Genomic DNA, 25,735 nt, shown 5'->3' on the forward strand with positions numbered 1-25,735 from the left:
GGATTGCAAACGGTTATTTTGCGGAGCATGAATGAAAGAAAACGCATACGAGATGCCTTGGCGCACGAATTATGAAGCCATGGCAGCAGCAGGTTGGCTGGTAGGGGCCACTGGGGCAATAGCCGCAGAAATGCTGACTGAGCTACCACCTGAGCCATTTTGGTGGATGACGGGGATTTCCTCGGGCATGGCGTTGTACCGCCTGCCCGAGGCTTACCGTCTTCATAAGTTACAGAAGGGACTAAAAGGCAAACCTTTGGCATTTATGGAGCTTTCGCATTTGCAAAAAGTGATGGCAAAACATCCTGATGAATTGTGGTTAGGTTATGGCTTTGAGTGGGACCAACGCCATGCCCAACGCGCTTATGAAATCTTAAAGCGGGATAAGCAAACCTTGCTTAACCAGGGTCACGGCAAGCAAATGGGCTCGACCTGGATTCATGGTGTCGAGCCCAAAGAAGAAGATGTGTACCAGCCAGTTGGTCATACTGAGGGGCACACCTTAATTGTCGGTACGACCGGTGCAGGGAAAACCCGATGCTTTGATGCGATGATCACCCAGGCCATTTTGCGCAATGAAGCCGTGATTATTATTGACCCCAAGGGAGACAAAGAGCTTAAGGATAATGCACAGCGAGCCTGTATTGCCGCCGGTAGTCCTGAGCGCTTTGTGTATTTTCATCCGGGTTTTCCAGAGCATTCAGTACGTCTTAATCCCCTGAGAAACTTTAACCGGGGCACTGAAATTGCCAGCCGTATTGCGGCACTAATCCCATCCGAAACCGGGGCTGATCCATTTAAAGCCTTTGGCCAAATGGCACTGAATAACATCGTTCAAGGTCTGCTGCTTACTTCACAACGTCCTGATCTGAAAACCCTGAGAAGATTCTTGGAAGGTGGCCCAGAAGGCTTAGTTATAAAAGCCGTCACAGCCTGGGGGGAGCAGGTGTATCCGAACTTTAGTGTGGAGATTAAGCGCTTTACCGAAAAGGCTAATACCTTGGCAAAACAAGCTATGGCGATGCTGCTTTTTTACTATGAACGCATTCAGCCTGTTGCCGCCAATACCGATTTGGAAGGCCTTTTGAGCATGTTTGAGCACGATAGAACCCACTATTCCAAGATGGTGGCCTCATTGATGCCGGTGCTCAATATGCTCACATCAAGTGAACTAGGTCCATTGCTATCACCGATTGCAAACGATGTGGATGACAGCCGGTTAATTACGGATTCTGGCCGTATTATCAACAATGCCCAAGTGGCCTATATCGGCTTGGATTCATTGACTGACGCCATGGTTGGCAGCGCCATCGGTTCGTTGCTTTTATCCGATCTCACCGCTGTGGCCGGTGACCGCTATAACTATGGTGTTGAAAATCGTCCCGTAAATATCTTCATCGATGAGGCTGCTGAAGTCGTCAACGATCCCTTCATTCAACTGCTCAACAAAGGCCGTGGCGCAAAAATGCGTTGTGTGATTGCTACTCAGACCTTTGCTGATTTTTCAGCTCGTACAGGCAGCGAAGCTAAGGCCCGTCAGGTGTTAGGTAACATCAACAACCTGATAGCTCTTCGGGTGATGGACGCCGAAACGCAGCAGTACATTACCGACAATCTGCCTAAGACTCGGTTGCAGTACATCATGCAAACTCAAGGTATGTCGTCCAACTCGGACAGCCCCGCGTTGTTTACCGGCAATCATGGCGAACGCTTGATGGAGGAAGAAGGCGATATGTTTCCACCGCAGTTATTAGGCCAGCTTCCCAACCTGGAGTACATCGCCAAGCTTTCAGGTGGCCGCGTGATCAAAGGCCGCATTCCTATTTTAACCAGCTCTACACAGGCAGCATAAGGAGTCTGTATGCATCATTCTGTCTGTCTGAAAATGACAACACTTACCAGTAAAGAAATGCTCGCTCAGTGGCAGCAACATAACCCCCAGTTCAAGGAAACCTTAAGACTGCTTGAAACCGACTGGCCTCATGCTTTGGCCTCGGTGTATTGCTTGGCGGACTACTTAACGGATGCGTTCACGTTAGATGGCCATTCCATCTTTGATTTGTGTCTGTGTAATGGTTTGGGCAGTTATGAAGAAGTCAGTTGTGATGATGATAGTGTACGCCTTTGGCATTTCATTGAGGCACTGACCTGGACTGCCGCCAGTGCTTTAACGGGGATTCGCCTGCGTGATCCTGACCATTTCGAGTGGGCCGCCGTAGATGGTGTGTATTTCTACTCCTGGATTCGTAATCGTCCAAATCGGATGGCGTATCTGGCTGAAGGACGCATCGAAGTGCGTTATGTCAGCGGTCATACGACGACAAAGCGGCTTCAACAAGTGATTAAAGCCCGGATTATGACGCCAACCGTTGCAGCCATGCTGGCCCGAGTAGAAGAGGATGTTTGGCATGAGCAAGCATAAGTCGGTTTGGCTGCTGTGTCTGGCACTGATGCTGGAGATTATTGCCATTGGCGTATTAGTGCCCGGTGATTGGACTGGCCGGGTTATTAGTAAAGAGAAGCAGATGATCCAAAATCAATTGGGCGCACAAACAAGCTATTGGATTGGTCAAACTAGCCATGGCTGGTATCAATCATGGGTTGTAGATACGCAGATGGAGCAATCTGTGCGAGATTTTCTCATCCCCACTGAAGAGCAGCGACTGCGCTCTAAAGGGATGGAGAACATGGGAGGCTTTTGGTTTGTCTGGGTAGAAGACCGTATTCAGGCATTTTTTGATGTGTTGTACCAAGTGTTCACTCGATTTGCGTTGCTGATGGTCTGGTTGCCCTTTGCGCTTATTCTCATGTTACCGGCGTTGTGGGATGGCTTGATGACCTGGAAGATTAAGAAGACAACCTTTGATTTTTCGAGCCCTATCATTCACCGCTATAGCATGATAATTCTGGGTTCAGGCGTCATCTTACTGTTTATGGGATTGTTCGCCCCGTTGGCTATTCCACCGGTGGTTCTACCGTCGATGATCATCGGCTTGGCATTGATGGCAGGGTTGGCGTTAAGCCACTTGCAGAAGAAGATATGAGGCCAGTTAGGCCTCATCTTGTAGAGCTAAAACCTTACGCCAACGGTATTGCCATTCTCGTCTTCCGCTGGCAAATGATAAGTATCAATAAGATGACCTTGAAGCCAAATATATTGCGGCATCCAAAACGAGTACTGTCGTATAAGAGCCAATACTTCTTTCAGCGGTTTGTTTGCATGAGGCTCGGCAAGGCGAAAGTACATGAATGAGCAATCATCTCGAAAGTACTCCTGAAGCTCTGAATCTGATAGCGTTTCTTTTAGCGGCCTGTTTTGTTCGTCGTCCTCATCATGGGAGTTGGCATAAATTTCAAATAGCTGCTTTTCAGTGAGCATCTCCAAGAAATGGTCTTCAATTAAAACCCCATCACTGGTATCGACATCCATACCATCTTTGACATCAAAAGCCATGACACATCCAGAAGATAACGCCACCTCTGATGGCTTCAGTACGTCATTGGCTTGTACAACCTGATGCCAATGATTAAAGCCAACAGAGATTGCAATTTCATCGAGTGCTTGAGTGTGTGTAATGGATTTTTCACGTTTAAGCTTTCGTGCTTTTTGCTTTAAACGTTCAACCGTGTCAGAGGAAATGATTTTAGTAATTTGCATTGAGTTTCTCCTATTAGCGAATACGGTGCCCACTGCCGAGGTCGCAGAAAAAACCTAAGCAAAAAATAAATTTGATATGCATGTCGTCCCATCCGGGTTTGCTAAAGTGGGCAGCTGGTCTCGACACGACCAATATCCTCATCATATCAACCGCATCAAAAAGATCAATTGTTAGTATTGTCTGAGTAGAACCCTCAAAACCTTCAAGAATTCGGCATCTAGCTGACCACTGAAGCTGCCAATCCCGAGGCATCCTTCACTTCTCAATTCAAACAACGAGGAGTGACTATGGAACCTGTAAATATTCCATCCTATATCGATGACCCGCCGCACTTCCTGCTTTGGAGTGCCGATGAGATGGCTCCCATTCTGTTGGGGCTAGTGATCGGCATTTTTACCGGTAATGCCTTGGTTTTATGCCTGTTGGGGTTGGTGACAACCAAGCTCTATCGGCGTTTTCGTGATGGTCGCCCAGATGGTTTTATTCTTCACGCCATCTACTGGGCTGGACTGTTGCCAACCAAAGCCAAGACGATCCCTAACCCATTTATCAGGAGCTATCTGCCGTGAAGTTCGACGTGTTTTTAAAATCATGGCAAGGCACGCAATTAGAGAACCGATGGCAACGGTTTCTGATTGCAGTGCTGGTGCTATCTAACTTGCTGCTTGCGGTTGCGGCATTTTCTCGCAATACCGTAGTGGCCATTCAACCACCAACCTTGTCTGAAACGGCTGAAGTGTCACGAAACCAAGCTACTCAACCTTACCTTGAATCCTGGGGACTCTACCTGGCTGAGCTTATGGGCAACGTGACGCCGGGTAATGTGTCCTTTATCCGGGTTGCCATTGAGCCGCTACTTTCTCCAGCGGTGTACCAGCAAGTGGTCGATGCACTGGAGATTCAGGCAAGACAAATCCGCGAAGACCGGGTCACGCTCAAATTCCAACCTAGACAAGTGGAGTATGAGTATGAAACCGGCCATGTCTTTGTGACCGGTTATTCCTTGGTTTCTGGGCCATCTGGAGATGAGCAGCGCCAAACTCGCACCTATGAGTTTGACATCGATATTGAGCAATACCGTCCAAAACTTAGCTGGATGGATACGTATGAGGGGCAAGCTAGAACGAAGCGCGTTCGTGAAAAGTTGACCCAAGAGCAAAACCGGAGGGTGAATGATGCGAACCAAAATTAGTCGATGGATGACACCAAGCTTAATCGCAATGAGCTTGAGTGGCGTCCTTTTATCTCAAGCGTCGTATGCAGACGTGGAATTGCCGATTGTGCCAGCCAGTGTGATGAAGCAGTCTGCTACTGCAAATCCACCGGTTCAAAGCAATACGGTTTCAACGGATGCGCCAACAACGTTACTGATGACACCGGGGGTTAATGAACTGATCCCTGTAGCACTTGGTCATCTGAATCGGATTGTGACGCCGTTTGAATCGCCTCAGGTGAGAACAACCAGTGATGCTCAGACGCAAATCAAGGGGAATGTTGTATATGTGGCTACGGACAAAGAATCACCGGTTTCACTTTACATCACTCCGCCTGGTCAGGAAGCGCCCGCATTATCTGTCACCTTAGTACCTCGTCGTATTCCACCGCGTGAAATCACCTTAGCTATTGATGGTCAGCAGTGGCCTATTAAGGGCGTCGTGAACCGAAAAGCCGCCACTTGGGAAACGGCTCAGCCATACGTCGATAGCTTACGTGATTTACTCAGACGCCTTGCACTAAATGAGTTACCACAAGGCTATGACATCCGTTTGGCTGGCCAAACCGACACAAGCCCGAAATGTTTTCAGCCGGGCTTAAAGTTTGGTTTTAAGCAGGGGCAAATTGTGACGGGACATTACTTCACCGTCTATGTAGGACTGGTTGAAAGCTTTGCCGATGAGCCGATAGAAGCCAGAGAAATAGCCTGTCATGCACCGGATATAGTGGCAAGCGCCTACTGGCCTCGCAATATCTTGTTGCCGGGTGAAAAGACTGAGTTGTATGTGGTTGTTCGCAATCATCGTGAAGAAGCGATGGAAAGTCTGCGACCTTCGCTTCTTGTGGGAGGTGAATAACGATGAAAGCACAATGGGAACAAATGAGCCCGAACATGAAGCGGGGCCTATCGGTTGCTGGTATTGCTGGTGGTATCATCCTTATGGTGATGGTGTTTTCACCTAATCCTGACGATGGCTCAAGCAGTCGGAACCGGCAGGAAACGATCCGGCACATTCTTACGGATACCAATACTCGTGATGTTGGGGTCGATAGTTTGGCTGCGAACGTAAAACTACTCAGTGAGCGCAATGAACAGTTACGTCGTGAAGTTGAGCGCTTGCGTCGTGACGTCGATTCAGGACGGCTAAGCCCAGGTTCGCCTTCTATACCAAGTGAGGTCAATGCGGAGCTGGCCCGCCTTCGAGCGGAACTTGATGATGTTCGCGCAGGAGGTGATGCAGCAGTTGAAGGCACAAATAGCCGTTATGAAGTGCCTTTATCTGCCATGGAATTACCCAAAGACGAAAAGCCTCTGCCGTCTAACCCAGACGACTATTTTGCCAATGCGCCGCTGCCTGATCCGCTCTATCAGCAGCCAGCCAATGGCCAAGGTACACGAGCACGAGATGTTCCATTGCCGCCAATCACGATTCGTATGATTGAGCCAGAAGTGGTTGCTGAACCAGAGGTTGTTGTGCAAGAAGCGCCGCCTTTGTATCTACCGGCGGGCAGCATCATCTCAGGTACTTTGATCACAGGTTTGGATGCACCTACTCACGAGTCCGCAAGACGCGAGCCTTTTCCTGCATTGCTGAGGATTCAAAAGGAAGCCATTTTACCCAACCGATTTAGAGCGGATATCAAAGAGTGTTTCTTGATCGCCGCAGGTTACGGTGATTTGAGCTCTGAGCGTGCTTATTTGCGAGGCGAGACCATTTCATGTGTGAGAGAAGATGGTGGCGTCATTGAAACGCGACTGGATTCTTATGCCGTGGGTGAAGACGGTAAAGCCGGTATTCGTGGCCGATTAGTGTCGAAACAAGGCCAGCTGGTGGCCAAATCGATGATGGCCGGATTCCTTCAGGGCTTGGCAGGCGCATTTGATGTGAATCCTGTACCAACGATTCAGACGGGTAATGCCGGTGATACTCAGTTGTACCAGCAAGTCATGAGCCAAGAAGCATTACAAGGCGCTGCGATTAAAGGCACTGGTAAAGCATTGGATCGAGTGGCCAAGTTCTATTTGGACATGGCAGAAAATATGTTCCCAGTCATAGAGGTAGACGCTGCAAGGAAAATAGAAGTCATAGTCACTCGTGGGGCCTCGTTGTCGTTGGCCACTTCGCAAGGGGGAGGTGCAAGAAGATGAAAAAATCCTGCATGTTGCTAACCGATCGAAGTCCGTTTCAGACAATAAGATGTGTATCCAGAGGAGAGTTAACCATGACGACATCAATGCAGAACAACCCAAAGCACCAGTCAAAACAGTGGTCTAAAGCTGGATTACTTTTATTGGCAGTCGGCTCAACCTTATTGTCTGGCTGTAGTTCATTGGGTCTTGGGAGTAGTGAATATGGATGCCCAGGTATGCCTGACGGTGTGCGCTGTTTATCCGCTCGTGAAGTCTATGAGCTTACCAGTAATGGCGCTGCACCCAAGACGATTGATGCTGTGGCGACTCGAATTGGTTCTCCCTCTGGGTATTCACAATCTGATTTAGAGACAGGACTGCTGAGCCATCCAGCATTACCTGAGACGCAGCAATCTGCACCTATTCGCATTCCTTCAAGGGTGATGCGAATTTGGATTGCGCCTTGGGAGGATGACCGTGGAGATCTGAATTTATCCAGCTACGTGTTTACCGAAATTGAACCGCGCCGGTGGGATATTGGGGTGTCAGCACCTCGAATGGTTTCGCCTGTGCTACGTCCACTTCAGACTCAGAGCGATTCAACCTCAGCGGGAGCTGATGGTAAGCGCGATAACTTGAGTATCTACGGAGAAACTAACGAATGACAAATGCAGTTCGCACCATTCAAACTCAGCGCCTAATGACCATTGGTGCGCTTGGTTTGATGGCGTTAATGATTTCGGAGCCCTCATTTGCGGGCACCGGTGGTGATGCTTTCACTGATGTGTGGGATACCCTAAAAGACTGGACCCAAGGTACATTGGGACGGATCGTAGCGGGAGCCATGGTACTGGTGGGTATTGTGGGCGGTATCGCTCGCCAAAGCTTGATGGCTTTTGCCTTGGGCATTGGTGGCGGTATGGGTCTCTACAATACGCCAACAGTCGTTGAAAGTGTCATGTCTGCAACTTTACCTGTTGTTGCCAGCACTCAAGAAGTCATTGGCACAGCAGTTCCAGCAATCAGCGCCGTTTTACTGGGCACCTGAATGTGAGCCATAGTAGTCAGTTCACTTAAGGCAATCAAACTTAGGTCTACACAACATCGGGTTATTGGTGATGTTGTGTAGACTTTTTCATTTCAACAACGCCGCATTAGCGGGCTTTGTTTACAGTATTTGGTATATTAACACCTAAAGTGTTAAAATCCCTATCGTAATAAACTAAATGGTTTATACTGTTCGTGATATTCACACTTGGGGTGTTAAAATGTCATCTAAGATAAACTGGCTTGTTGCTCATACTTCTCCTGGTGCGCTAGTACTTCAGCAATGGCTGACTGAAAACGGTGTGAGCTACTCCCTGGCTCAAAAGTACGCGCAGAACGGTTGGCTGAAGAAGCTTAGTTCTGGCGTGTACTATCGTCCAGATGCGCAGGGCGATATAAAGCCAACTTGGGTTGATGCCATTCAAGCATTAGATGTGCAATTGGGCGTTTCAGTTCATTTGGCTGGATTGAGCAGCTTAACTCACCAAGGACTGAGTCACTATTTACAGCTGAACAAAGAGCAAGTTTGGATTTGCGTTAAAAATAAGTCGTCCTTACCAAAATGGTTTCGTGAATTCCCTTATCAGAATTGGTTTTACTGTGGAAACCATAAGCTTGAAGTGAATCCCGAGAAAGATTTGAAAAGGATCACGGTTAAAGAGAAAGAACTCACTGTCAGCTGTGCAGAACTTGCTGCCTATGAAGTGGTAGACGCGATTGGGAAGCTGATTTCATTTGAGCATGTCGCAGAATTATTTCAGGGTTTAGTCAATCTTAGCCCTAGAAAAGTACAAGATATTCTTGAGCGAAGCAGCTCTGTTCAGGCAAACCGAATATTTCTATTTCTGGGTCGATACTACGATCACCAGTGGGTCAATCGCATAGATGAAACAAGAATTAAATTGGGGGCAGGAAAGCGGCAGGTTGTCGAAAAAGGACGTTTTGATGAGCGATATCAAATCACAGTGCCAGAGATATTAAGCGTCAAAAAAGGTGAACAACATAATGGATAAAGATAGCCCATATTACAAACAGGTTTCCTTGCTCATAAGAATGCTTCCTGTGGTAGCAACAGAGACGGTTTTTGCACTTAAAGGTGGCACCGCCATTAATTTATTTGTGAGAGATTTTCCTCGGTTATCTGTAGATATTGATCTTGCTTATCTTCCACTTGAACCAAGAGATGAGGCTTTGATTAATGTCAGGGCTGCATTGCAGCGCATTACAGACAGAATCAATACTCAACCAGATATCAGAGCGGCATTTCAGGATAATAAAGCTGATGAACTGAGAATAGTTGTATCAAGTCCGGTTGCGACGATCAAAATTGAAGTGTCGCCCGTCGCCAGAGGTACATTGCATAGTGCAGAAATAATGCCAGTTCAAGAGTCTGTTGAAGACGAGTTTGGTTATGCTGAGATTCAGGTAGTCAGTCTTCCCGATCTGTATGGTGGGAAATTGTGTGCTGCAATGGATCGCCAACATCCTCGCGACTTATTTGATGTGCGTATGTTACTTGGCAGTGAAGGGATTTCGAGAGAGATTTTGGTGGGTTTTTTAACCTATACATTAAGTCACCCTCGGCCTATTAATGAAGTCATGTCGCCAAACTGGCAGCCTCTGAATGAGAAATTTCAGGCAGAATTTGACGGAATGACTTTTGAAAAAGTTGAATGCGAAGACTTAGCCTCTGTTAGGCCCATGATGTTAATTGAGCTGCAAAAACATTTCACAGAAAGGGATCATGCTTTCCTTATGTCATTCAAAAGAGGGCAACCTGACTGGGCATTGTTTGACTATCCTAATGCAGCAGACTTGCCAGCGATTCGTTGGAAATTGCAGAACATTAACAAATTGGCAAAGAATCAAGCAAAACACCAAGAGCAATTAGATAAATTGAAGCAAGTGCTTGATGATTGGCTTGTTAACGCAAACGCCGAGTAATTCGTTTATAACAAACCTCAACGAGCTATAAGCCCACTAGTTAGATTGCGATTTCTTCAATCTATCTAACCGAGTCCACATAGGACAACTGCATAGACTGGAGCCTCGATTTACATTAACGAGGACTCCTCATGCGAAAACTATCTCCAATCATTCTGGCGCTTGCGCTGTCTCCTTTGGTTCAAGCTGAACCTGTGTCTGAAGTGTCGCCCGTTGGCAAAATTGACGGCATGGTTTCTTTACCTGTCACGGGTATGAAAGCGGTCGAAAGCAATGGCCGTATTGTTTTCATGTCAGACAGTGGCCGGTTCGTCATTGATGGCACGCTCTATGATGCCTGGTCGAAAAAGCCGCTTACCAGCCTTGAAGAGATTCGTGAAGCGGGAAACACGCTGGACTTAAGTCGTCTTGGCTTAAAAATGGATGATTTGAACCCACTGACGCTGGGCGAAGGCAAAAAGAAAGTGGTGGTCTTTGTTGATCCACGATGCCCGCACTGCCATGAGCTTTTGAAGCAAGCCTTACCGTTAACCAAAGAATACACCTTCCAAATACTCCCTGTGCCAGTGCTTGGTCCAGATTCAGAGCGTCAGGTTCGCCAACTTGGCTGTGCGCGTGATAAGAAAGCGGCCACCGATGCATTGCTCAATGGCCGGATTGGTAACCTAGAACAGGATGATGCCTGCAACTTGGAGCCAATGCAGCGTACCTTGGTGACGGCTCAAATTCTGGGCATTCAAGGTGTACCTTTCATCGTCGCCAATGATGGTCGCATCAGCCGAGGCCGTCCTTATGATCTTTCTGCTTGGTTGGAGGGGCGTTAATGAAAGCCTCTCTGTATTCAGGGCAACGCGCTTCAGAGCTGTTGCCAGTATTGGCCTATTCCGACGATGAGCAACTGTTTTTCATGGAAGACCAGAGTGTTGGCTTTGGTTTTCTATGTGACCCATTGCCGGGTGGTGATGAGTCTGTTGCAGACAGGGTTAATGTTCTACTTAACAACGACTGGCCAAAAGACACTTTGCTGCAATTTGGCCTGTACGCCTCGCCTGATATTCAAACCGACCTTCAGCTCATGATGGGCTTGCGGCATCGTCAATCCGATCCATTGCTCAGGGCGTCGATACGCAAACGTGCGGATTTCCTCGATGGCGGCACGGTTCAACCGATAGAAGAATCGACCCAGACTCAGGTACGCAACTTTCAACTGATCGTCACCTGCAAATTGCCTCTGGAAAGTCCTATACCGACGGAGCGTGAGTTGAGTCGAACATCCGCGCTTCGGGCTTCTTTCTCGCAGGCGCTGACAACGGTTGGTTTTCGCGTTACTGAGATGACTGACCGGAACTGGCTCGCGGCATTAAGTGCGCAGCTTAACTGGGGGAAAGATGCTTCTTGGCGTAATCCATCTCCAATTCGAAGTGAGGCAGATAAACCACTTCGAGAGCAAGTGTTGGATTATGACCGGGCTATCAAGGTGGATAGCCAAGGTCTGATGCTGGGTGATTACCGAGTTAAAACCTTATCGTTTAAGCGCTTGCCTGAGCGGATCTGGTTTGGTCATGCCGCAAGTTTTGCGGGCGATATGATGACGGGCAGTCGCGGTTTACGCGGAAGCTTTTTGCTGAATGTCACCATTCACTTTCCTTCAGCTGAGGCGATGCGATCTCGTTTAGAGACGAAGCGTCAATGGGCGGTCAATCAGGCCTATGGCCCGATGCTCAAGTTTGTGCCGGTGCTTGCAGCCAAGAAAAAGGGATTTGATGTTCTTTTTGAAGCCTTGCAAGAAGGTGATCGTCCTATTCGGGCAAACATGACCTTAACGCTGTTTTCACCAACTGAAGAAGCGTCCATCAGCTCTGTTTCAAATGCTCGAACTTATTTCAAAGAACTCGGATTTGAGCTGATGGAAGACAAGTACTTCTGTTTGCCCATTTTTCTGAATGCCTTGCCATTTGGTGCTGACCGCCAGGCGATGAACGACTTGTTTCGATTCAAGACCATGGCGACACGGCATGTGATCCCTCTGTTGCCTTTGTTTGCGGATTGGAAAGGTACAGGCACGCCAGTGATTAACTTTGTTTCCCGTAATGGCCAGATCATGAGTGTGTCTCTTTATGACTCGGGCAGTAATTACAACTGTTGCATCGCGGCGCAATCTGGGTCGGGCAAGTCATTCCTGGTGAACGAAATCATCTCCTCCTACTTATCTGAAGGTGGGCAATGCTGGGTGATTGATGTTGGCCGCTCCTATGAAAAGCTGTGTGAAGTCTATGACGGTGAGTTCTTACAGTTCGGGCGGGACAGTGGCATTTGCTTAAATCCGTTTGAAATCGTTGAGGACTATGACGAAGAAGCGGATGTACTAGTTGGGTTATTGGCCGCAATGGCCGCACCTACGCAGTCATTAACCGATTTTCAGATGGCCAACCTAAAGCGTCAGACCCGTGAACTGTGGGAGAAAAAAGGTCGTGCCATGTTGGTTGATGATGTGGCAGAGGCTTTGAAAAATCACGATGACCGTCGTGTGCAAGACGTGGGTGAACAGCTCTATCCGTTTACGACACAAGGCGAATATGGCCGCTTCTTTAATGGCCACAACAATATTCGCTTCAAAAACCGTTTCACCGTTCTGGAGTTAGAAGAGCTAAAGGGGCGTAAGCATCTACAACAAGTGGTGTTGCTTCAGCTTATCTACCAAATCCAACAAGAGATGTATTTAGGTGAGCGGGATCGTCGCAAGATTGTGTTCATCGACGAAGCCTGGGATCTGCTGACTCAAGGTGATGTCGGTAAGTTCATCGAGACCGGTTACCGTCGATTTCGAAAATATGGCGGCAGTGCTGTAACGGTAACGCAGTCGGTCAACGATTTGTATGACAGCCCTACAGGTAAAGCCATCGCTGAAAACTCGGCCAATATGTACCTGCTTGGCCAAAAAGCTGAAACCATCAACGCGCTCAAAAAAGAAGGCCGCTTGCCACTCGGTGAAGGCGGTTATGAGTACCTGAAAACCGTTCATACCGTCACGGGTGTCTATTCCGAAATTTTCTTTATTACCGAGATGGGCACCGGGATTGGCCGCCTCATCGTCGATCCGTTTCACAAGCTGTTGTACTCTTCCCGTGCAGAAGATGTAAACGCGATTAAGCAGTTAACGCGCAAAGGCCTTTCTGTTGCTGATGCCATCTCCCAGTTGTTAAAGGAGCGAGGCTATGAATAAGACCACGCTTTGGCCATTTATGGCTTCTATTACTTTGTCTATTGCTGGTAGCGGTTTAATGACCAGCTGGCTCTTAATGAAAACACTCGACCCCATCCACAGCCAGTTGGCGTTAAGTACGCCCATTGCTGTCGTGGATTTTGGGGAGGCGGTGTTGTCACTTGGCCCCAATGCCAGCGAACAAGACATCGAATCCAGGTTGCTTCAGACCAATCAGCAAATTGAAAAGCTAAAAGCAGCCGGTTTTATCGTGCTGGATGCCCAAGCGGTGGTGGGTGCAGATGATTCTGTATTCGTGCCAGTAGGATCAAAGGAGGTGTCTCATGCAGATACTCCGTAAAAGAATGCCTTGGCGGCCATATCTCATCCGTTTGACCATTCTTGCGTTAATCATGGCCTTGGTAGGCACCTACGCCATGATGCGCTACCGAATAGGGATTGATACCCAGCAAGAGCGCTGCCTGCCTGATACCACGGTGTATCTGATTGACCTATGGAATAAAGAGCCCGTTAAGGATGGTTTGTATGCCTTCCACTCAAAAGGACTCGCTCCGTTATATAACGACGGTACTCGTATGTTGAAACGCCTAACAGGGATGCCTGGGGATGAAGTCAATGTGACGCCTGAGCATGTGCTGGTGAACGGTGCTGAAGTCTCAACCGGCATGGCATTAGCCCAGCGTCTTGGTGTGGCTGAAACAGAATTTAGCCGCTCATTGACGCTGCAAGAAAACGAATATTGGTTTTCCGGCGAGGCTGCTACGAGTTTCGACTCCCGCTATTGGAATGCCGTTAAGCGCGAGCAGATTGTTGGTCGCGCTTGGCCGCTTTGGTAGGAGGTGGAAGATGAGAAGACTATGCCTCTTATTTTTGTTGGTTGCGCCATTGGCTTTTAGTCAAGTGTCCTGGGCACAAGAGCCTTATCCGTTGTCTGACGAGGACAAAAAGATCGTCGAAATGAGCCGCAGCATTTTACAAAGTGCTGTGGATGGTTCATCTGAATTTATCGAGCCTTTTTCACCGATTGAACAACCTAAGTCGCTCAAACACAACGATGAATGGTTGATATTTGCGTCGTCCTCACTGGGGGATTCCTCACTGATGCAGCTATTTAAAGAGGCCAGTGCTACCGGCGCTATTGTGTTGTTTCGGGGAATTCCTGAAGGAAAGACCTTGGGGGCGGCTATCCGTGATTGGCATACCCTGATGGCGGGACTTGATCCTGTTCCTCAGGTTCGAATCGATCCGAAAGCCTTTGTGCACTGGCGGGTGACTAGCGTGCCTGCCATTTTCCGCATAGAAGATGACAAGGTGACTGCAAGTGCACTAGGGGTTTACAGCAAGGACTGGTTGCAACGTCAAATTGAAACAGGCAATACCGGATCTTTGGGTCAACGCGGTCCGATTCATTCCATTTTAGAACCGGATTTGATGCAAGTGGCGATGCAGCGTTTACAGTCGCTTGACCTGGGCGCGTTAAAGAAAAAAGCCATTGAGCGTTTCTGGTCTCGCCAAACTTTCACTGACTTACCCAAAGCCACGCAGTATCGGATAAGAATGGTTGATCCAACCATCGTCATGAAGCGGCCACTATTGGATGCCAATGGCCGAACATTGATCCCAGCAGGAACGCGTATTAACCCGCTCAAAGCCTTGCCATTTACTCAGCAGCTTGTGGTGTTTAATGCGTCGGACGCTGAAGAAGTGGACGCAGTTTCGCATTGGCTTGAGGGCCAAGATAGGACACTGCGCCGCATTACGCTTATCACCACGCAGCTCGACCGTGCTCAAGGTTGGAATAGCCTCAATGCGCTCGAAAAGACATTGGACAGTCCGGTTTACCTTCTCAATGCCTCGCTAAAGCAGCGCTTTGATTTGCAAGTCACCCCGTCGTTTGTTCAAGCAAAGGGGCTCGCGTTTGAAATAGAAGAAATTCCAGCAAAGGAGCTTGTTCATGCAAAAGCTCAATAATACGTATCGTCTGATGCGGACTCTCGTTGTCATGCTTGTCCTGGGCGCATCTATTCCTGCAAAAGCCGAACTGACCTGCCCAGACGCGGGTTTATTGTCTGGCAAGTTGCTGACGGATGTTTGCTGGTCATGCATTTTTCCTATCCGGGTTGCAGGGCTTCCTCTTGGCTCTGGCAATGTCCCAAGCGGCGCATCAAACAAGTCATTTTGCTTGTGTGAAGACAACTTAGGCGTGCCAAGGCCAGGTATTGTTACCAGCATGTGGGAGCCAGCGCGTCTGATTGAATTGGTCAGAACGCCGGGTTGTTCGCCTTCCATGGGAGGGATCCGTTTACCGTTAGGTGATAGACGACTGCAAGGTGGTCATGGTGAAGGTGAATACGATACCGGCGATCTTGCGTTCTACCATTACCATTATTACGCCTTTCCGCTTTTGGTCATGCTTGATTTGTTCATGGATGGCAATTGCAATGCCGATGGTTACATGGACTTTGACTTGATGTATTTGTCGGAATTGGACCCAACATGGCTTAACGATGAACTGGCCTTTTTTACTCAGCCTGAAGCGGCTGCTGTTGCTAATCCATTGGCTATTTCGGCTTGTACCGCTGACGCTGCTTCATCAACGCTTGGTAAACCCATCGATCAGTTGTTTTGGTGTGCTGGCAGTTGGGGCCATCTCTACCCGTTATCTGGCCACACCTTAGCCTTTGGCTCATTAGCAGAAAACACCAGCCATTTAGCGGCGCGTGCAATCGCGGCTCAACACAGGCGTGGTCTTGCTAGGCGAACAATGGGGAACAGTGCGCTATGCCGACCTGTTATCGAACCCATGCTGCCGAAATCCCAATACAAGATGAGTATGTTCTTCCCTGTACCGGAAACTGAAAGTGCGCATGTCATCGGTGAAAGCACCATGAAATGGGGAGAGTGGCGAACGATCCCCGGTGCCGGTGAAGATGCGCTCTACATTTTGTGGCGCTGGCAAGACTGCTGTAACTCGGGAGGTTAACCATGAAACCAACACTTTTTACCCGAGTTTTAGCGGGTATTTTATCAATCACTATGGCGTGCCTGCCCTTACATGGTGTGGCCGCTGATGTGCAGCGCCAATCCGGCCTAAGCGGACAACAAGAAGGTAAGCAATTGCTGCAAAACTGGACGATGCCCGCACTCAATGGCAATACATTGTCGGTGCCGAATGGCAGTGGTAATGAGTCCATTAACTTGCAAGAGCTTTTCCCTGGTATGGATCAGGGCTCATTGGATGTCTTAACGGGCGTTTATGGCTCTGATGCCAGCATGAATCAATTGGGGACACAGCGCCAAGAGAGCATGGCATCCGAAAGTGGCGCTACGGGTGAAGCATTTCGTTCGCTACAGCAAATCAAAGACAGGTCTCGGCCAGATATGGTCAATGATCCGCTTTGGGCATTAACTGATGCGGTTCAAACTGACCCCAATCTATTAACCCAAAGCTTCCCCGGCTGTGAGTCTCAAGGTGAAGGCAGCCCAAATTACCAGCAATGTGACAGGCTCAATACAGCGGTTAACAGCTGCACTATTACTCACGATTACACGGCAGGCATTATTGAGCATGTTTCTGGACCGATGAACCTTCGCTCTTGTGGTGAGGGGTGTCTTGAAGTTTGGATTGGACGAATTGGCGACAACTACTGGAGTGGCCGTTGTAAAGTGTTTGAACAGGCCATCACACTCAAAGTCGTGAACCCCGATGCGATTACCTCAGCCGTTCTTGAGTACGCTAAATGGGATGACTACATGCAAGTTTGGCTTGGCGATCAGAAAGTCTGGTCTGGGCCGAACAATAACTTTCCACCAGAAACGTCAGGTCGCTGCGAGCTCAGTACCAGTTGGGAGCGCAATCCAAATACCGATCTCACTGCCAGGCTAAAAGCGGTAGAACCCGGTTTAGAAGTGCCGGTAAAAATTCGCGTATCGGTTACGGGTAGTGGTGAGGGGTATGCACGCATCAAGGTGCGCTTTGATCCAACCAAGGTGGTGATGAATGATAGTTGGTCGCCACAATCCTGTATCGAACAAGCAGCGGATATCCCGACGAAGTTTTCAGACTACAGCATTCAATGCACGGATCAGCCTTCTTCAACCAACGGATGTACGGTGGTCAATGGTGTTTCAGTTTGTGAGTCCTATTTTGCCCCAAGCCCAGTGGCTGGCATATCGCCTTTGTGTCGTCGTGTGCAAGTGAGTGTGGATGATGAAAGCTATAAAGGGATTGAAAATCAGGCCTGCCAAGTGCTTGAAGCGAATCCTTCCTGTGGATTCATGTCGTCAGAATGTGCCGAGACCAATGATAAAGGTGAATGCACTCGTTTTACCGATACCTATGACTGTGGATTGCAAACCAGCGATCCAAAGTGTGTGGTATCCAATCTTATGCCGAGTAGTTTTGAAGCCTGTGAGCCTACTCAGACGATCACGCCATTTACTGAAACCAAGCATGTACCCGATTACCAGGTGTGCGAGAAGATCAGCACGCTTACTCAGTGTCAGTTAGAGCGACGTGTATCCGCTGAAACCCATCAACAAAGCTGGTCCATTGAGCGTGGTTGCTTTAGCTCCGAAACGCTCAGTTTTGTTCCACAGCACAGCAGTACTATGCAAACTGGAAACGCTACGCTGAGGATTTTTGATAATCAAAATACTGAGATAAAAATCACCGAGTCGCCATCCAAGGCAAATGGCTGGAAAACGACACTCTCATTGACGGGCAATAAGGAGACGGTGACTGAGACGAAACCGTCCATTAAATACCCTGAAATGACCTGTCCAAAAGGAACCTTGGTTGGCTCATTGTGTAAAGTCGTCAATGGTTCGATTATTTCGTGGCATGAACCCCAGGAGGTCACTCGTTCCAGATGCGATTCCGGCTGGAACAAAGTCGATTTCGACACTTGCAGCCGAGAAGTTCAGAAGTGTTTGGCTCCTGCGAAACTGAGTGCTTCCTTGACCTTCTCCGGCAAGTACTTAGAGCAAGACGTTGTTCATCAATCAAGTGATCCGGGCATAGACCAATGCTTGATGCAAACGGATCAGTTTACTGCGGTGCAGTGGCAGTGTTTGGATACGGGCACAAAACGAATCGACGGGTTAACGGTTGGTAGTAGCGAGTTGGCGAAGCTTGGAAGTCTTTATCCGGCTGTTGTTTCGTCTCCTGCTCATTTAACCAGTCGTGGCAGCTCTGATGGACTGGGGCTCTCATGCTGGAGGGCAAAAGCGACCTATAATGCCTCGACTGCTCACCCAGAGTTCAACATGGGCAGCTCAGATAGCTGGGTAGATGCCAATGGTAATACACAAACCATCGTCAATAACGGACAAAACACGACCACCAATACGTGTGCCGCGCTAGAGCAAAATCCGGCCTGCCAGTACGTCAGAACCGAATGTACTGAGGGCGGGGCTGGTCATGAAGGCTTCTGTTATATCCAAAGTTTGGTGTATGACTGCGGACAAAGCGTTGAAGTGCAAAACGCTCGAATGGAAACTCAATACAACTGTGAGGGGCCAGTTCGCTGTATGGGCACAGATTGTTTAGAGCCAGAGTCAATCAAGCAGGCTAACTTTGCAGAGGCCGCTGCGATGCTTAATGCGGCGCAGTTTATGACCAATGATATGTCATGCACAGGAGCTGATGGCCAAGATAACGTCGAGTGTACGGTCTTTAAAGGTAATGCTGGCCAGTGCAAAAAAGCCGTTGGCGGCATAGTGGATTGCTGTGAAAAGCCAAGTGGCGTGTCGCTATCGGATTACATCACGATGATAGTTGCGGTCAACAAGCTTGATACGGCAGTCATGGCCATGAATCCGTCTTCGGCAATCTATGGTTCGTGGAATACGCTCAGGGAACCAATCACCAGTACCTGGAGTGCGGTTAAAGAGCCTTTTGTGTCTGCATGGGACTCTCTCATGGGGGCTGGGCCATCAACGGCTGCTGGCGCGGGAGCGGAGCAAGCTGCGACTGGCTTTATGCAGGTGTTGACCAACAAAACGGCTGAGTGGGTAGGCTCTACGTTTGGTTCGGGGGCGCAATCGGCACTGTTTAGTAACGTTGGTGGTGCGGTTGGAGCCGATGGTGTCGTTTCGGGTGGTAACTTTGCCCTGGGGGGCGCTGCGGGCGCGGTTCTGAGTACGGTTATGACGGCCTACATGATTTATTCAGTCACTATGATCCTCATTCAGCTTATCTGGAAATGTGAGCAGAGCGAGTTTGAAATGAACGCCAAGCGGGTATTGAAGAGTTGCCACTATGTAGGCTCTTACTGCAAGTCTAAGTTCTTAGGTGCCTGTGTTGAAAAACGGCAGTCATATTGCTGTTTTACTTCGCCACTTTCACGGATCATTCAAGAACAAGTACGCCCTCAATTGGGCCTTGGTTGGGGCAGTGCCAAGTCACCAAACTGTGAAGGTTTGACCGCGAGTCAGTTAAACCAGGTAGATTGGAGCCAAGTCAATCTCGATGAATGGATAGGTATCTTGTCGATAACAGGCAACCTACCCGAAGTACCGTCACTGGATCTGGAACGACTCACAGGCTCAGGAAGTACGCTAAACGTTGATGGAAATCGTCAGAGTGCCGCAGATAGAGCCATTGAACGGCTAAACGGAATGGATGCCCAGAAACTTCGCCAGGAGGCAACGGAAGAAGTCTCGGGGAACAATTAGAATAAATTGCTCCGTTAGCCCCGTTTTGCAGGACTAATGGAGCAGAAAAAATAATCAATATGCATTTATGTAACTGCGACAAATTTGCAAAAATGTGTTTGTAGTAGTTTCGATAAATAGAGTTGGACATCGGACAGATAGCTATGAGCGAGGAACTGACGTGGCCAACCAAAATCGACCAACCCAGCTAAGCCACTTTTCTCAATATCTTCATTTTTAATTCATACATATTTGGGCTTGGATACCTCAAATATGTATGCAAACGTTCTGTATTGTAAAATGTCATGCTAAGCTCGAAAGCACGATTGAACACCTTGGTGTCGAGATTGAAGATGTACTAAGGATTTCAGATAGTTGTGACGGATGATTCAATGCCAACGGCTTAAGTTGTAAATATTCATGGCAGACGTTTGTGTCCCCAACGCTATATCTTTCACACAAATATGAGAAGTGTATTTATGACTATTCAGCAAATTAAAGTTGGCAGTGTTCCTGATATTATTGAGCTAACACCAAACTCCAATGAGCAAAGTGATTCTTATCCTTTTATCCTATCAACGAATACTTCATGGGGAGAACAGGGTTCTAAAATATCAATAGAGAAATTACGCCAAAATATTGAGCCTTGGTTAACAGCACTTTTTCAATCCGAACATTTAAATCTATTGATCGGTGCGGGTTTAAGTACGTCTATTCAAATGTCGGCTACAGGCGTGCCACCCGTTGGAATGGGGTGGATCAGTGATCTAGCGGTCTGTCAAAGCGAAATAAATGAATTCGCTACAAAAGCTGCCAAATCGGCTGGTCGCGCACAAGGAAATATAGAAGATCAAATTAGAGCTATTAATGAACTTATCAAAGGTCTTGAAATTTTAACAGTGTTGGATAGCCCGCAACCTGAAAACCCCCCGGCTCCATATGCAGCCTATAGAGACCTAAAAGCTGATTTAGCTGCAATTAAGGGGGAATTGTCTCGATGTCTAGGTGAGTTTTCAAAATCTGTCAGTACAGGAGAACACTTAATTAAAAGTGCTGAAAAAAAACGAAAAGAGGAAACTTTCAATTATCTTGTGAGTTTCTTAATGAGCTTTGCAAGTAGAACCGCTACACGCGACAGATTGCATATTTTTACAACGAACTATGACCGAATTATCGAGGTTGGTGCTGAACTTGCTGGTTTAAGACTCATAGACCGTTTTGTTGGAAGTATTGCTCCCGTTTTTAGATCCTCAAGATTAGAAGTTGATTATCACTATAACCCTCCGGGAATACGTGGTGAACCAAGATATTTGGAAGGAGTGGCACGTTTTACCAAACTTCACGGTTCTCTAGATTGGCACGAACAAGATGGTGCGATTAGGCGCTTTGGCCTACCTTTTGGAGCTCGCTCTGTTGAACCGTTTCTAGAAGCAGAGGGGCACGAAAGCGATAGTTATGAACAACTTATGATTTACCCTAATTCAGTCAAAGATAGAGAAACCGCTGAGTACCCCTATGTAGAGTTATTTAGAGACTTAGCAGCAGCGACTAGCCGTCCAAACAGTACATTAGTCACGTATGGCTATAGCTTTGGTGATGAGCATATAAACAGAGTAATTGAAGATATGCTTACCGTTCCATCTACCCATCTAGTCATCATTGCTTTCGGAGATCCGCTAGAAAGAATTATGAACTTCATTGGTAAAAGTGGAAGAAAAGCTCAAATCACTTTACTAATGGGTGACCATTTGGGGGATCTAAAAACTTTGGTTGATAACTATCTACCTAAACCAGCCATAGATAAAGCATCAATAAAGATGGCCGAATTACTAAAACAGCGAGGCTTTATCCAGTCAGAACACTCAGGTAATGCAACTACCACCGAGGTAACATCATGAGTTACTTGCCTATAGAAAGACTGGAACAGTTACGAATCGGAACCGTTGGTTTTGTATCGCCTAGTGAAATTAGAGTTTCCTTAGAAATTGATTCCCCAGACTCAGTCTCTCTTCAAGGAGGCTCACCTCGCAACTTTCCTCGAATCAACAGTTATGTGCTTATAAACAGTGATGATGGATTTCTAGTTGGTCAAGTTGAGTGGATCGCAGTAGAACACTCGCCATACCCCAAAAGAAGAGGCTTGCAAGATTTTGGCTTGATAGACTTACCTTTTCCTCTAAAAAAGCTCAGTATCAACCCCGTTGGTACATTGAGAAGCGATAGAAAAAACGATGGTTTCAAATTCACCAGAGGAACAGATGCATTTCCTTCAGTTGGTGATTCAGTGCTTTTACCTACTGACCAACAATTAAACTCAATAATCGAATCAGGTGAAAACAGAAGGGTTAAAATAGGAGATAGTCCTCTAGCTAACAATGCAGAAATAAAAATCGACCCCGATAAGCTTTTTGGGCGACATATAGCTGTTTTAGGCAACACAGGTAGTGGTAAATCTTGCTCTGTGGCGGGACTAATTCAATGGTCACTGGACGCAGTTTTACAACAGGGCCAAACTCCGAACGCTCGATTTATAATACTTGATCCTAACGGGGAGTACAGCCGAGCATTTGGTCCAAAGTCAAAATATAAGGGGAATTTATTGCGCGTAGAGGCTAACTCTGATTATGGTGAGTTAGAACTTAAAGTACCATCATGGCTATGGAACAGTTCAGAATGGGGGGCGTTCACTCAGGCAAGTTCAAAAGTTCAACTCCCATTACTACGACGAGCTTTGAGGGCGATGAGAAATGATGTGTTGTCAGAAGATGATGTGACAATTCAAGCAAAACATTTTTGCGGAATACTTTTAGTTTCAATAAGGCAACTAGCAAGTCAAGGGCAGATATATGTGAATGGTGGTCATGCCAAAGGCTTAGTTGAAAGTTTAACGTCATGGGAAACTAGCCTCATAACATTAAACGAAAAAATCCACAACCAACCTTTCAATAGTGTAATAAGCACGATAAATACTTACCTATCTTCCAGAAGAGGAGCACAGTGGCCTGCTAAGCCTGAAGTCAGTGATACTGATAAGTTGATTTCTGAGTTAAAAGAAGCTCATGTTGCACTTGGTGGTGATGAACAAGAACTTCTCCCGAAAAGTGAAGATACGCCTATTCGCTTTGAAGGTGATGACTTCGTCGCCTATCTCGAAGCTTTAGCACAAGAAACGGGAACTGAGCAGTTCATGGAATTTCTTTTGACTCGAATTCGCACAATGCTAGGTGACACCCGAATTAGTGCAGTTACTAAAGATTCTGAGGAACCAATAAGTTTAACTGATTGGCTAGATACTTTTCTTGGGAAGGATACTCATGGTGCTATCACTGTTATCGACCTATCACTAGTTCCCAATGAAATTATCCATCTTGTAACAGCAGTAATCTCTAGAGTGACTTTTGAAGCTCTTCAACGATATCGGAAGATGAATGGAAAACCATTACCAACAGTAATGGTTGCAGAGGAAGCTCATACATTTATCAAACGATACAAAGAAGAAAGTGAGAGTCAATCAGTTTCTGATGTGTGCTGCAAAGTATTTGAAAAAATCGCTCGCGAAGGGCGTAAATTTGGTTTGGGACTAGTAGTATCATCCCAACGACCTTCTGAGTTATCTCCTACTGTTCTTTCTCAATGTAATACTTTTTTACTGCACAGAATTAGCAATGATAGAGACCAAGAACAAGTTCATAGGCTTGTTCCCGATAACATGAGGGGGCTATTAAGAGAGCTACCATCGCTACCATCTCGACATGCAATTTTACTCGGATGGGCTTCAGAACTACCGGTGTTAGTTCGAATGAAAGAACTTAGTGAAGAGCAAAGGCCTCAGTCTGATGATCCTGACTTTTGGGACGTATGGTCTAACTCCACAGGTGAGCCTCGTGAAGTAAACTGGCAGCCAATCGTTGAAGAATGGCAAAACAGAGATTAATTTACCAGCCAAATTAGCGCCAAATAGATGCTTAACAATACGAATAAGATTAACTTTCTATGGCGCATTTGTTCCAAAGCGATGAGTGGCGTGAACTATTAGTGGTGTGCGAATCAATAGGCTATTACGCTAATTTCGATAAACGGGTACTTTCCAAAGTGACTTAGGGTTCCTTTCTGACAATTTATTAAATGCATAGATATTAACGACGCTATACGAGAGAAATTTGGGGGAATTACGATTGATTGAAAATTCGACTTAATTCGACAAAGCTGATGATGGTTCAAAAGCGAGTCAGATCCGAACGTCCACTTTGGCAGTTGCCGACTATCAGATTAATTTTAGTAATGTTAATCTGATTTTCGCTAAAAGAACCTTGTCCAACAAGTTTGTCTCAGCTAGTTTCAATTAACAGCTATTTGACACATGGCAGTTAGAGTTACCTTGAATAGTTTTAATCTTAAAATCACGCACTTTTTCCCATTCGTCAACAGGGTCCATTCTTGACCAAGCTTCAAATAGCTGAGTTTGTTGCCTACTGAGTCTTAGGCCGTATTGATCTCGCATGTAGAAATAAATTCTAGCAATATCACCCTGACGGTTAGCTGGTGGTTCTGCTCGACGGTCTTTGAAATCAACTTCGAAATCACATTGACCATAGGATCTTGGTTCATTCGGAATCATGCCAAATCGAAAATTTGACCTATCCCCATTGAGCTCTCCTACAGATGGTACGAGGTTATGGAGATCCGAAACCATTTTAGAAAACTCAGGATCATTCTTTTCGCAGTTCCGACGACCACCATTTTGCCAGCATTGGCGTTGATGGCCAATTTCCCAAGCTGAGACTACATGTTCCCACTCTAAGCGTTCACCTCGTTTCGGTTGCTTTCTTGGTTCATATCCGCAAGATGCAGCATCAATCGCACCATCATTGCTATAGCTACATCCACAGTAAAACGTACTCTGGTTGTCTTGGTAAATTTCTCGGGCAAATCGTTTTGCCTGACTGAACGATGTGGGGTGTTCTGCAATTGCAGGTATAGCGAATAACGCTATAAAGAAAGGGTATACGGATTTAATGGTTGATGGGGCACCTTCACCCCACCAACCTGATACCACCCTCAGATGGTTGATAGATCGACCCCGTAGTTGAGTTCCTCTGCGAAGTCCGGCAGTCCGTAACCGATGGTTTTCTTGTAGAACGGAGAGACCTTCGCAGTCGGAGCCTTCTTCTTGTGCTTCGTAGTGTAGAGCATTCGTGCCCGCATCACCTCGAAGGAGTAACCTCGCCCTTCACGGTTCTTGTCCTTGGCCAGTCGGTTGATGGACTCCGTGTAAGCATTGGTGACGGGCATGTCCGTCTCGAAGTAGGTCATGATCTCTTCGCGCCAGTTGCCCACAGCCCTGACCAGATCGCTCCAGACTTCCTTCTGGCCCTTCGGAATGGTGGCTATCCAGTCGTCCAGGGCGGTTTCTGCCTGGGGTCGTGTGGTGGCGTCCCAGATGCCGTAAAAGCGTTCCTTGTGCTCGTAGGCGGCCAGCAGTTGCGGGAATGCGCCTGTCCAGGTCTCCATGATGAAGCGTTCCCGGTCTGAGACTTCGTGAGCGCGTTTCAGCAGGATTTTCCGGTCTCCCTTGAGAGTCCGGCTCTGGGACGGTTTCAGCTCCTTTCTGGAGCCCTTGCGCACTCTCTAGGGCATCGTTGGCCATGCGCACCACATGGAACTTATCGACCACGATACGGGCCTGGGGCAGCACAGCCTTGACCGCTGCCCGGTAGGGGTTCCACATGTCCATGCTGACGATCTCGACCTTCTGCCGGTCTTTCAGCTTCATCAGGTAGTTGGTCACCACGTCCTGGCGGCGGGTGGCCAGCAGGTCGAGCAGGGTTCGCTCCTCAATGTTGGTCAGAATGCAGCGGT

Annotated in this window: 22 protein-coding genes and 1 pseudogene; 20 read left to right on the top strand and 3 right to left on the bottom strand. The window is 47.4% G+C overall.

The genetic code is table 11. The features are described 5' to 3' along the window. The first annotated feature begins 31 nt into the window (after nt 1–31). From traD to K5Q92_RS05700, 3 genes are read left to right on the top strand one after another with little or no spacing between them, the layout of a single operon-like run. The gene (gene traD / locus K5Q92_RS05690) at nt 32–1,852 is read left to right on the top strand and encodes a conjugative transfer system coupling protein TraD (RefSeq protein ID WP_220768079.1); all 1,821 of its coding nucleotides are present in this window, start codon (nt 32–34) and stop codon (nt 1,850–1,852) included. A gap of 9 nt (nt 1,853–1,861) precedes the next feature. Continuing rightward, on the top strand, nt 1,862–2,422 hold the full coding sequence (locus tag K5Q92_RS05695) for a conjugative transfer protein (protein WP_118119266.1): 561 nt from the start codon (nt 1,862–1,864) through the stop codon (nt 2,420–2,422). After that, nucleotides 2,409–3,044, top strand: coding sequence for a DUF4400 domain-containing protein (locus K5Q92_RS05700; RefSeq protein WP_000033754.1), 636 nt, complete (start codon nt 2,409–2,411; stop codon nt 3,042–3,044). Before K5Q92_RS05695 ends, K5Q92_RS05700 begins: the two co-directional genes overlap by 14 nt. A 26-nt stretch (nt 3,045–3,070) precedes the next feature. Here the strand turns inward: K5Q92_RS05700 and K5Q92_RS05705 are convergent, their stop codons facing one another. Further along, nucleotides 3,071–3,658 (bottom strand): hypothetical protein, encoded by a 588-nt coding sequence (locus K5Q92_RS05705; protein ID WP_023266690.1) that lies wholly within the window; start codon nt 3,656–3,658, stop codon nt 3,071–3,073. Between the two features lie 288 nt (nt 3,659–3,946). On the opposite strand from K5Q92_RS05705, the gene traL reads away from it, so the two are divergent. From traL to K5Q92_RS05790, 17 genes are all read left to right on the top strand, one after another. Beyond that, complete coding sequence (gene traL, locus K5Q92_RS05710) at nt 3,947–4,228, top strand: type IV conjugative transfer system protein TraL (protein WP_000433889.1); 282 nt, start codon at nt 3,947–3,949, stop codon at nt 4,226–4,228. Beyond that, a complete protein-coding gene (locus K5Q92_RS05715) occupies nt 4,225–4,851 on the top strand; it encodes a TraE/TraK family type IV conjugative transfer system protein (protein ID WP_000667170.1) in 627 nt (208 codons plus the stop codon). Before traL ends, K5Q92_RS05715 begins: the two co-directional genes overlap by 4 nt. Continuing rightward, nucleotides 4,835–5,731, top strand: coding sequence for a type-F conjugative transfer system secretin TraK (locus tag K5Q92_RS05720; RefSeq protein WP_118119809.1), 897 nt, complete (start codon nt 4,835–4,837; stop codon nt 5,729–5,731). Before K5Q92_RS05715 ends, K5Q92_RS05720 begins: the two co-directional genes overlap by 17 nt. Nucleotides 5,732–5,733: 2 nt before the next feature. Continuing rightward, nucleotides 5,734–7,023, top strand: a complete 1,290-nt coding sequence (locus K5Q92_RS05725; RefSeq protein ID WP_220768080.1) for a TraB/VirB10 family protein — start codon at nt 5,734–5,736, stop codon at nt 7,021–7,023. Nucleotides 7,024–7,097: 74 nt separating this feature from the next. Next, nucleotides 7,098–7,670, top strand: a complete 573-nt coding sequence (traV, locus tag K5Q92_RS05730; RefSeq protein ID WP_139175592.1) for a type IV conjugative transfer system lipoprotein TraV — start codon at nt 7,098–7,100, stop codon at nt 7,668–7,670. Beyond that, complete coding sequence (gene traA / locus K5Q92_RS05735) at nt 7,667–8,053, top strand: TraA family conjugative transfer protein (RefSeq protein WP_023584042.1); 387 nt, start codon at nt 7,667–7,669, stop codon at nt 8,051–8,053. Before traV ends, traA begins: the two co-directional genes overlap by 4 nt. A gap of 220 nt (nt 8,054–8,273) precedes the next feature. Next, on the top strand, nt 8,274–9,065 hold the full coding sequence (locus tag K5Q92_RS05740) for a type IV toxin-antitoxin system AbiEi family antitoxin (RefSeq protein ID WP_048608544.1): 792 nt from the start codon (nt 8,274–8,276) through the stop codon (nt 9,063–9,065). Then, on the top strand, nt 9,058–9,996 hold the full coding sequence (locus K5Q92_RS05745) for a nucleotidyl transferase AbiEii/AbiGii toxin family protein (protein ID WP_000356587.1): 939 nt from the start codon (nt 9,058–9,060) through the stop codon (nt 9,994–9,996). Before K5Q92_RS05740 ends, K5Q92_RS05745 begins: the two co-directional genes overlap by 8 nt. A gap of 131 nt (nt 9,997–10,127) precedes the next feature. Further along, entirely contained in the window at nt 10,128–10,820 is a 693-nt protein-coding gene (locus K5Q92_RS05750; RefSeq protein ID WP_001228924.1) for a DsbC family protein, read from the top strand. Beyond that, nucleotides 10,820–13,219: a type IV secretion system protein TraC gene (gene traC / locus K5Q92_RS05755; RefSeq protein ID WP_048608542.1), complete on the top strand. Its 2,400-nt coding sequence runs from the start codon at nt 10,820–10,822 to the stop codon at nt 13,217–13,219. The genes K5Q92_RS05750 and traC overlap by 1 nt, the downstream gene beginning before the upstream one ends. After that, a complete protein-coding gene (locus tag K5Q92_RS05760; protein ID WP_048608540.1) occupies nt 13,212–13,559 on the top strand; it encodes a hypothetical protein in 348 nt (115 codons plus the stop codon). Before traC ends, K5Q92_RS05760 begins: the two co-directional genes overlap by 8 nt. Then, nucleotides 13,543–14,055, top strand: coding sequence for a S26 family signal peptidase (locus K5Q92_RS05765; protein WP_172689549.1), 513 nt, complete (start codon nt 13,543–13,545; stop codon nt 14,053–14,055). The genes K5Q92_RS05760 and K5Q92_RS05765 overlap by 17 nt, the downstream gene beginning before the upstream one ends. Before the next feature lie 10 nt (nt 14,056–14,065). Continuing rightward, nucleotides 14,066–15,190: a TrbC family F-type conjugative pilus assembly protein gene (locus K5Q92_RS05770; RefSeq protein ID WP_048608537.1), complete on the top strand. Its 1,125-nt coding sequence runs from the start codon at nt 14,066–14,068 to the stop codon at nt 15,188–15,190. Beyond that, a complete protein-coding gene (locus K5Q92_RS05775; RefSeq protein ID WP_048608535.1) occupies nt 15,174–16,202 on the top strand; it encodes a TraU family protein in 1,029 nt (342 codons plus the stop codon). The genes K5Q92_RS05770 and K5Q92_RS05775 overlap by 17 nt, the downstream gene beginning before the upstream one ends. A gap of 2 nt (nt 16,203–16,204) precedes the next feature. Then, nucleotides 16,205–19,897, top strand: coding sequence for a conjugal transfer protein TraN (traN, locus tag K5Q92_RS05780; RefSeq protein WP_004249370.1), 3,693 nt, complete (start codon nt 16,205–16,207; stop codon nt 19,895–19,897). Nucleotides 19,898–20,355: 458 nt separating this feature from the next. Continuing rightward, nucleotides 20,356–21,774 (top strand): SIR2 family protein, encoded by a 1,419-nt coding sequence (locus K5Q92_RS05785; protein ID WP_004249371.1) that lies wholly within the window; start codon nt 20,356–20,358, stop codon nt 21,772–21,774. Continuing rightward, nucleotides 21,771–23,810 (top strand): ATP-binding protein, encoded by a 2,040-nt coding sequence (locus K5Q92_RS05790; protein ID WP_004249372.1) that lies wholly within the window; start codon nt 21,771–21,773, stop codon nt 23,808–23,810. The genes K5Q92_RS05785 and K5Q92_RS05790 overlap by 4 nt, the downstream gene beginning before the upstream one ends. Before the next feature lie 408 nt (nt 23,811–24,218). Here K5Q92_RS05790 and K5Q92_RS05795 read toward each other — a convergent pair whose 3' ends face one another. After that, nucleotides 24,219–24,932, bottom strand: coding sequence for an endonuclease (locus K5Q92_RS05795; protein ID WP_232015275.1), 714 nt, complete (start codon nt 24,930–24,932; stop codon nt 24,219–24,221). A gap of 2 nt (nt 24,933–24,934) precedes the next feature. Continuing rightward, nucleotides 24,935–25,735: pseudogene (locus tag K5Q92_RS05800) on the bottom strand (ISL3 family transposase); the annotation flags it as partial.

It is taken from the genome of Shewanella sp. MBTL60-007, from assembly GCF_019654915.1.
Classification (GTDB): Bacteria; Pseudomonadota; Gammaproteobacteria; order Enterobacterales; family Shewanellaceae; genus Shewanella.

Coding starts and splice junctions, on each gene's coding strand:
- traD (WP_220768079.1), top strand. CDS start 32: ATGAAAGAAAACGCATACGAGATGCCTTGGCGCACGAATTATGAAGCC.
- K5Q92_RS05695 (WP_118119266.1), top strand. CDS start 1,862: ATGCATCATTCTGTCTGTCTGAAAATGACAACACTTACCAGTAAAGAA.
- K5Q92_RS05700 (WP_000033754.1), top strand. CDS start 2,409: ATGAGCAAGCATAAGTCGGTTTGGCTGCTGTGTCTGGCACTGATGCTG.
- K5Q92_RS05705 (WP_023266690.1), bottom strand. CDS start 3,658: ATGCAAATTACTAAAATCATTTCCTCTGACACGGTTGAACGTTTAAAG.
- traL (WP_000433889.1), top strand. CDS start 3,947: ATGGAACCTGTAAATATTCCATCCTATATCGATGACCCGCCGCACTTC.
- K5Q92_RS05720 (WP_118119809.1), top strand. CDS start 4,835: ATGCGAACCAAAATTAGTCGATGGATGACACCAAGCTTAATCGCAATG.
- K5Q92_RS05725 (WP_220768080.1), top strand. CDS start 5,734: ATGAAAGCACAATGGGAACAAATGAGCCCGAACATGAAGCGGGGCCTA.
- traV (WP_139175592.1), top strand. CDS start 7,098: ATGACGACATCAATGCAGAACAACCCAAAGCACCAGTCAAAACAGTGG.
- traA (WP_023584042.1), top strand. CDS start 7,667: ATGACAAATGCAGTTCGCACCATTCAAACTCAGCGCCTAATGACCATT.
- K5Q92_RS05740 (WP_048608544.1), top strand. CDS start 8,274: ATGTCATCTAAGATAAACTGGCTTGTTGCTCATACTTCTCCTGGTGCG.
- K5Q92_RS05745 (WP_000356587.1), top strand. CDS start 9,058: ATGGATAAAGATAGCCCATATTACAAACAGGTTTCCTTGCTCATAAGA.
- K5Q92_RS05750 (WP_001228924.1), top strand. CDS start 10,128: ATGCGAAAACTATCTCCAATCATTCTGGCGCTTGCGCTGTCTCCTTTG.
- traC (WP_048608542.1), top strand. CDS start 10,820: ATGAAAGCCTCTCTGTATTCAGGGCAACGCGCTTCAGAGCTGTTGCCA.
- K5Q92_RS05760 (WP_048608540.1), top strand. CDS start 13,212: ATGAATAAGACCACGCTTTGGCCATTTATGGCTTCTATTACTTTGTCT.
- K5Q92_RS05765 (WP_172689549.1), top strand. CDS start 13,543: ATGCAGATACTCCGTAAAAGAATGCCTTGGCGGCCATATCTCATCCGT.
- K5Q92_RS05770 (WP_048608537.1), top strand. CDS start 14,066: ATGAGAAGACTATGCCTCTTATTTTTGTTGGTTGCGCCATTGGCTTTT.
- K5Q92_RS05775 (WP_048608535.1), top strand. CDS start 15,174: ATGCAAAAGCTCAATAATACGTATCGTCTGATGCGGACTCTCGTTGTC.
- traN (WP_004249370.1), top strand. CDS start 16,205: ATGAAACCAACACTTTTTACCCGAGTTTTAGCGGGTATTTTATCAATC.
- K5Q92_RS05785 (WP_004249371.1), top strand. CDS start 20,356: ATGACTATTCAGCAAATTAAAGTTGGCAGTGTTCCTGATATTATTGAG.
- K5Q92_RS05790 (WP_004249372.1), top strand. CDS start 21,771: ATGAGTTACTTGCCTATAGAAAGACTGGAACAGTTACGAATCGGAACC.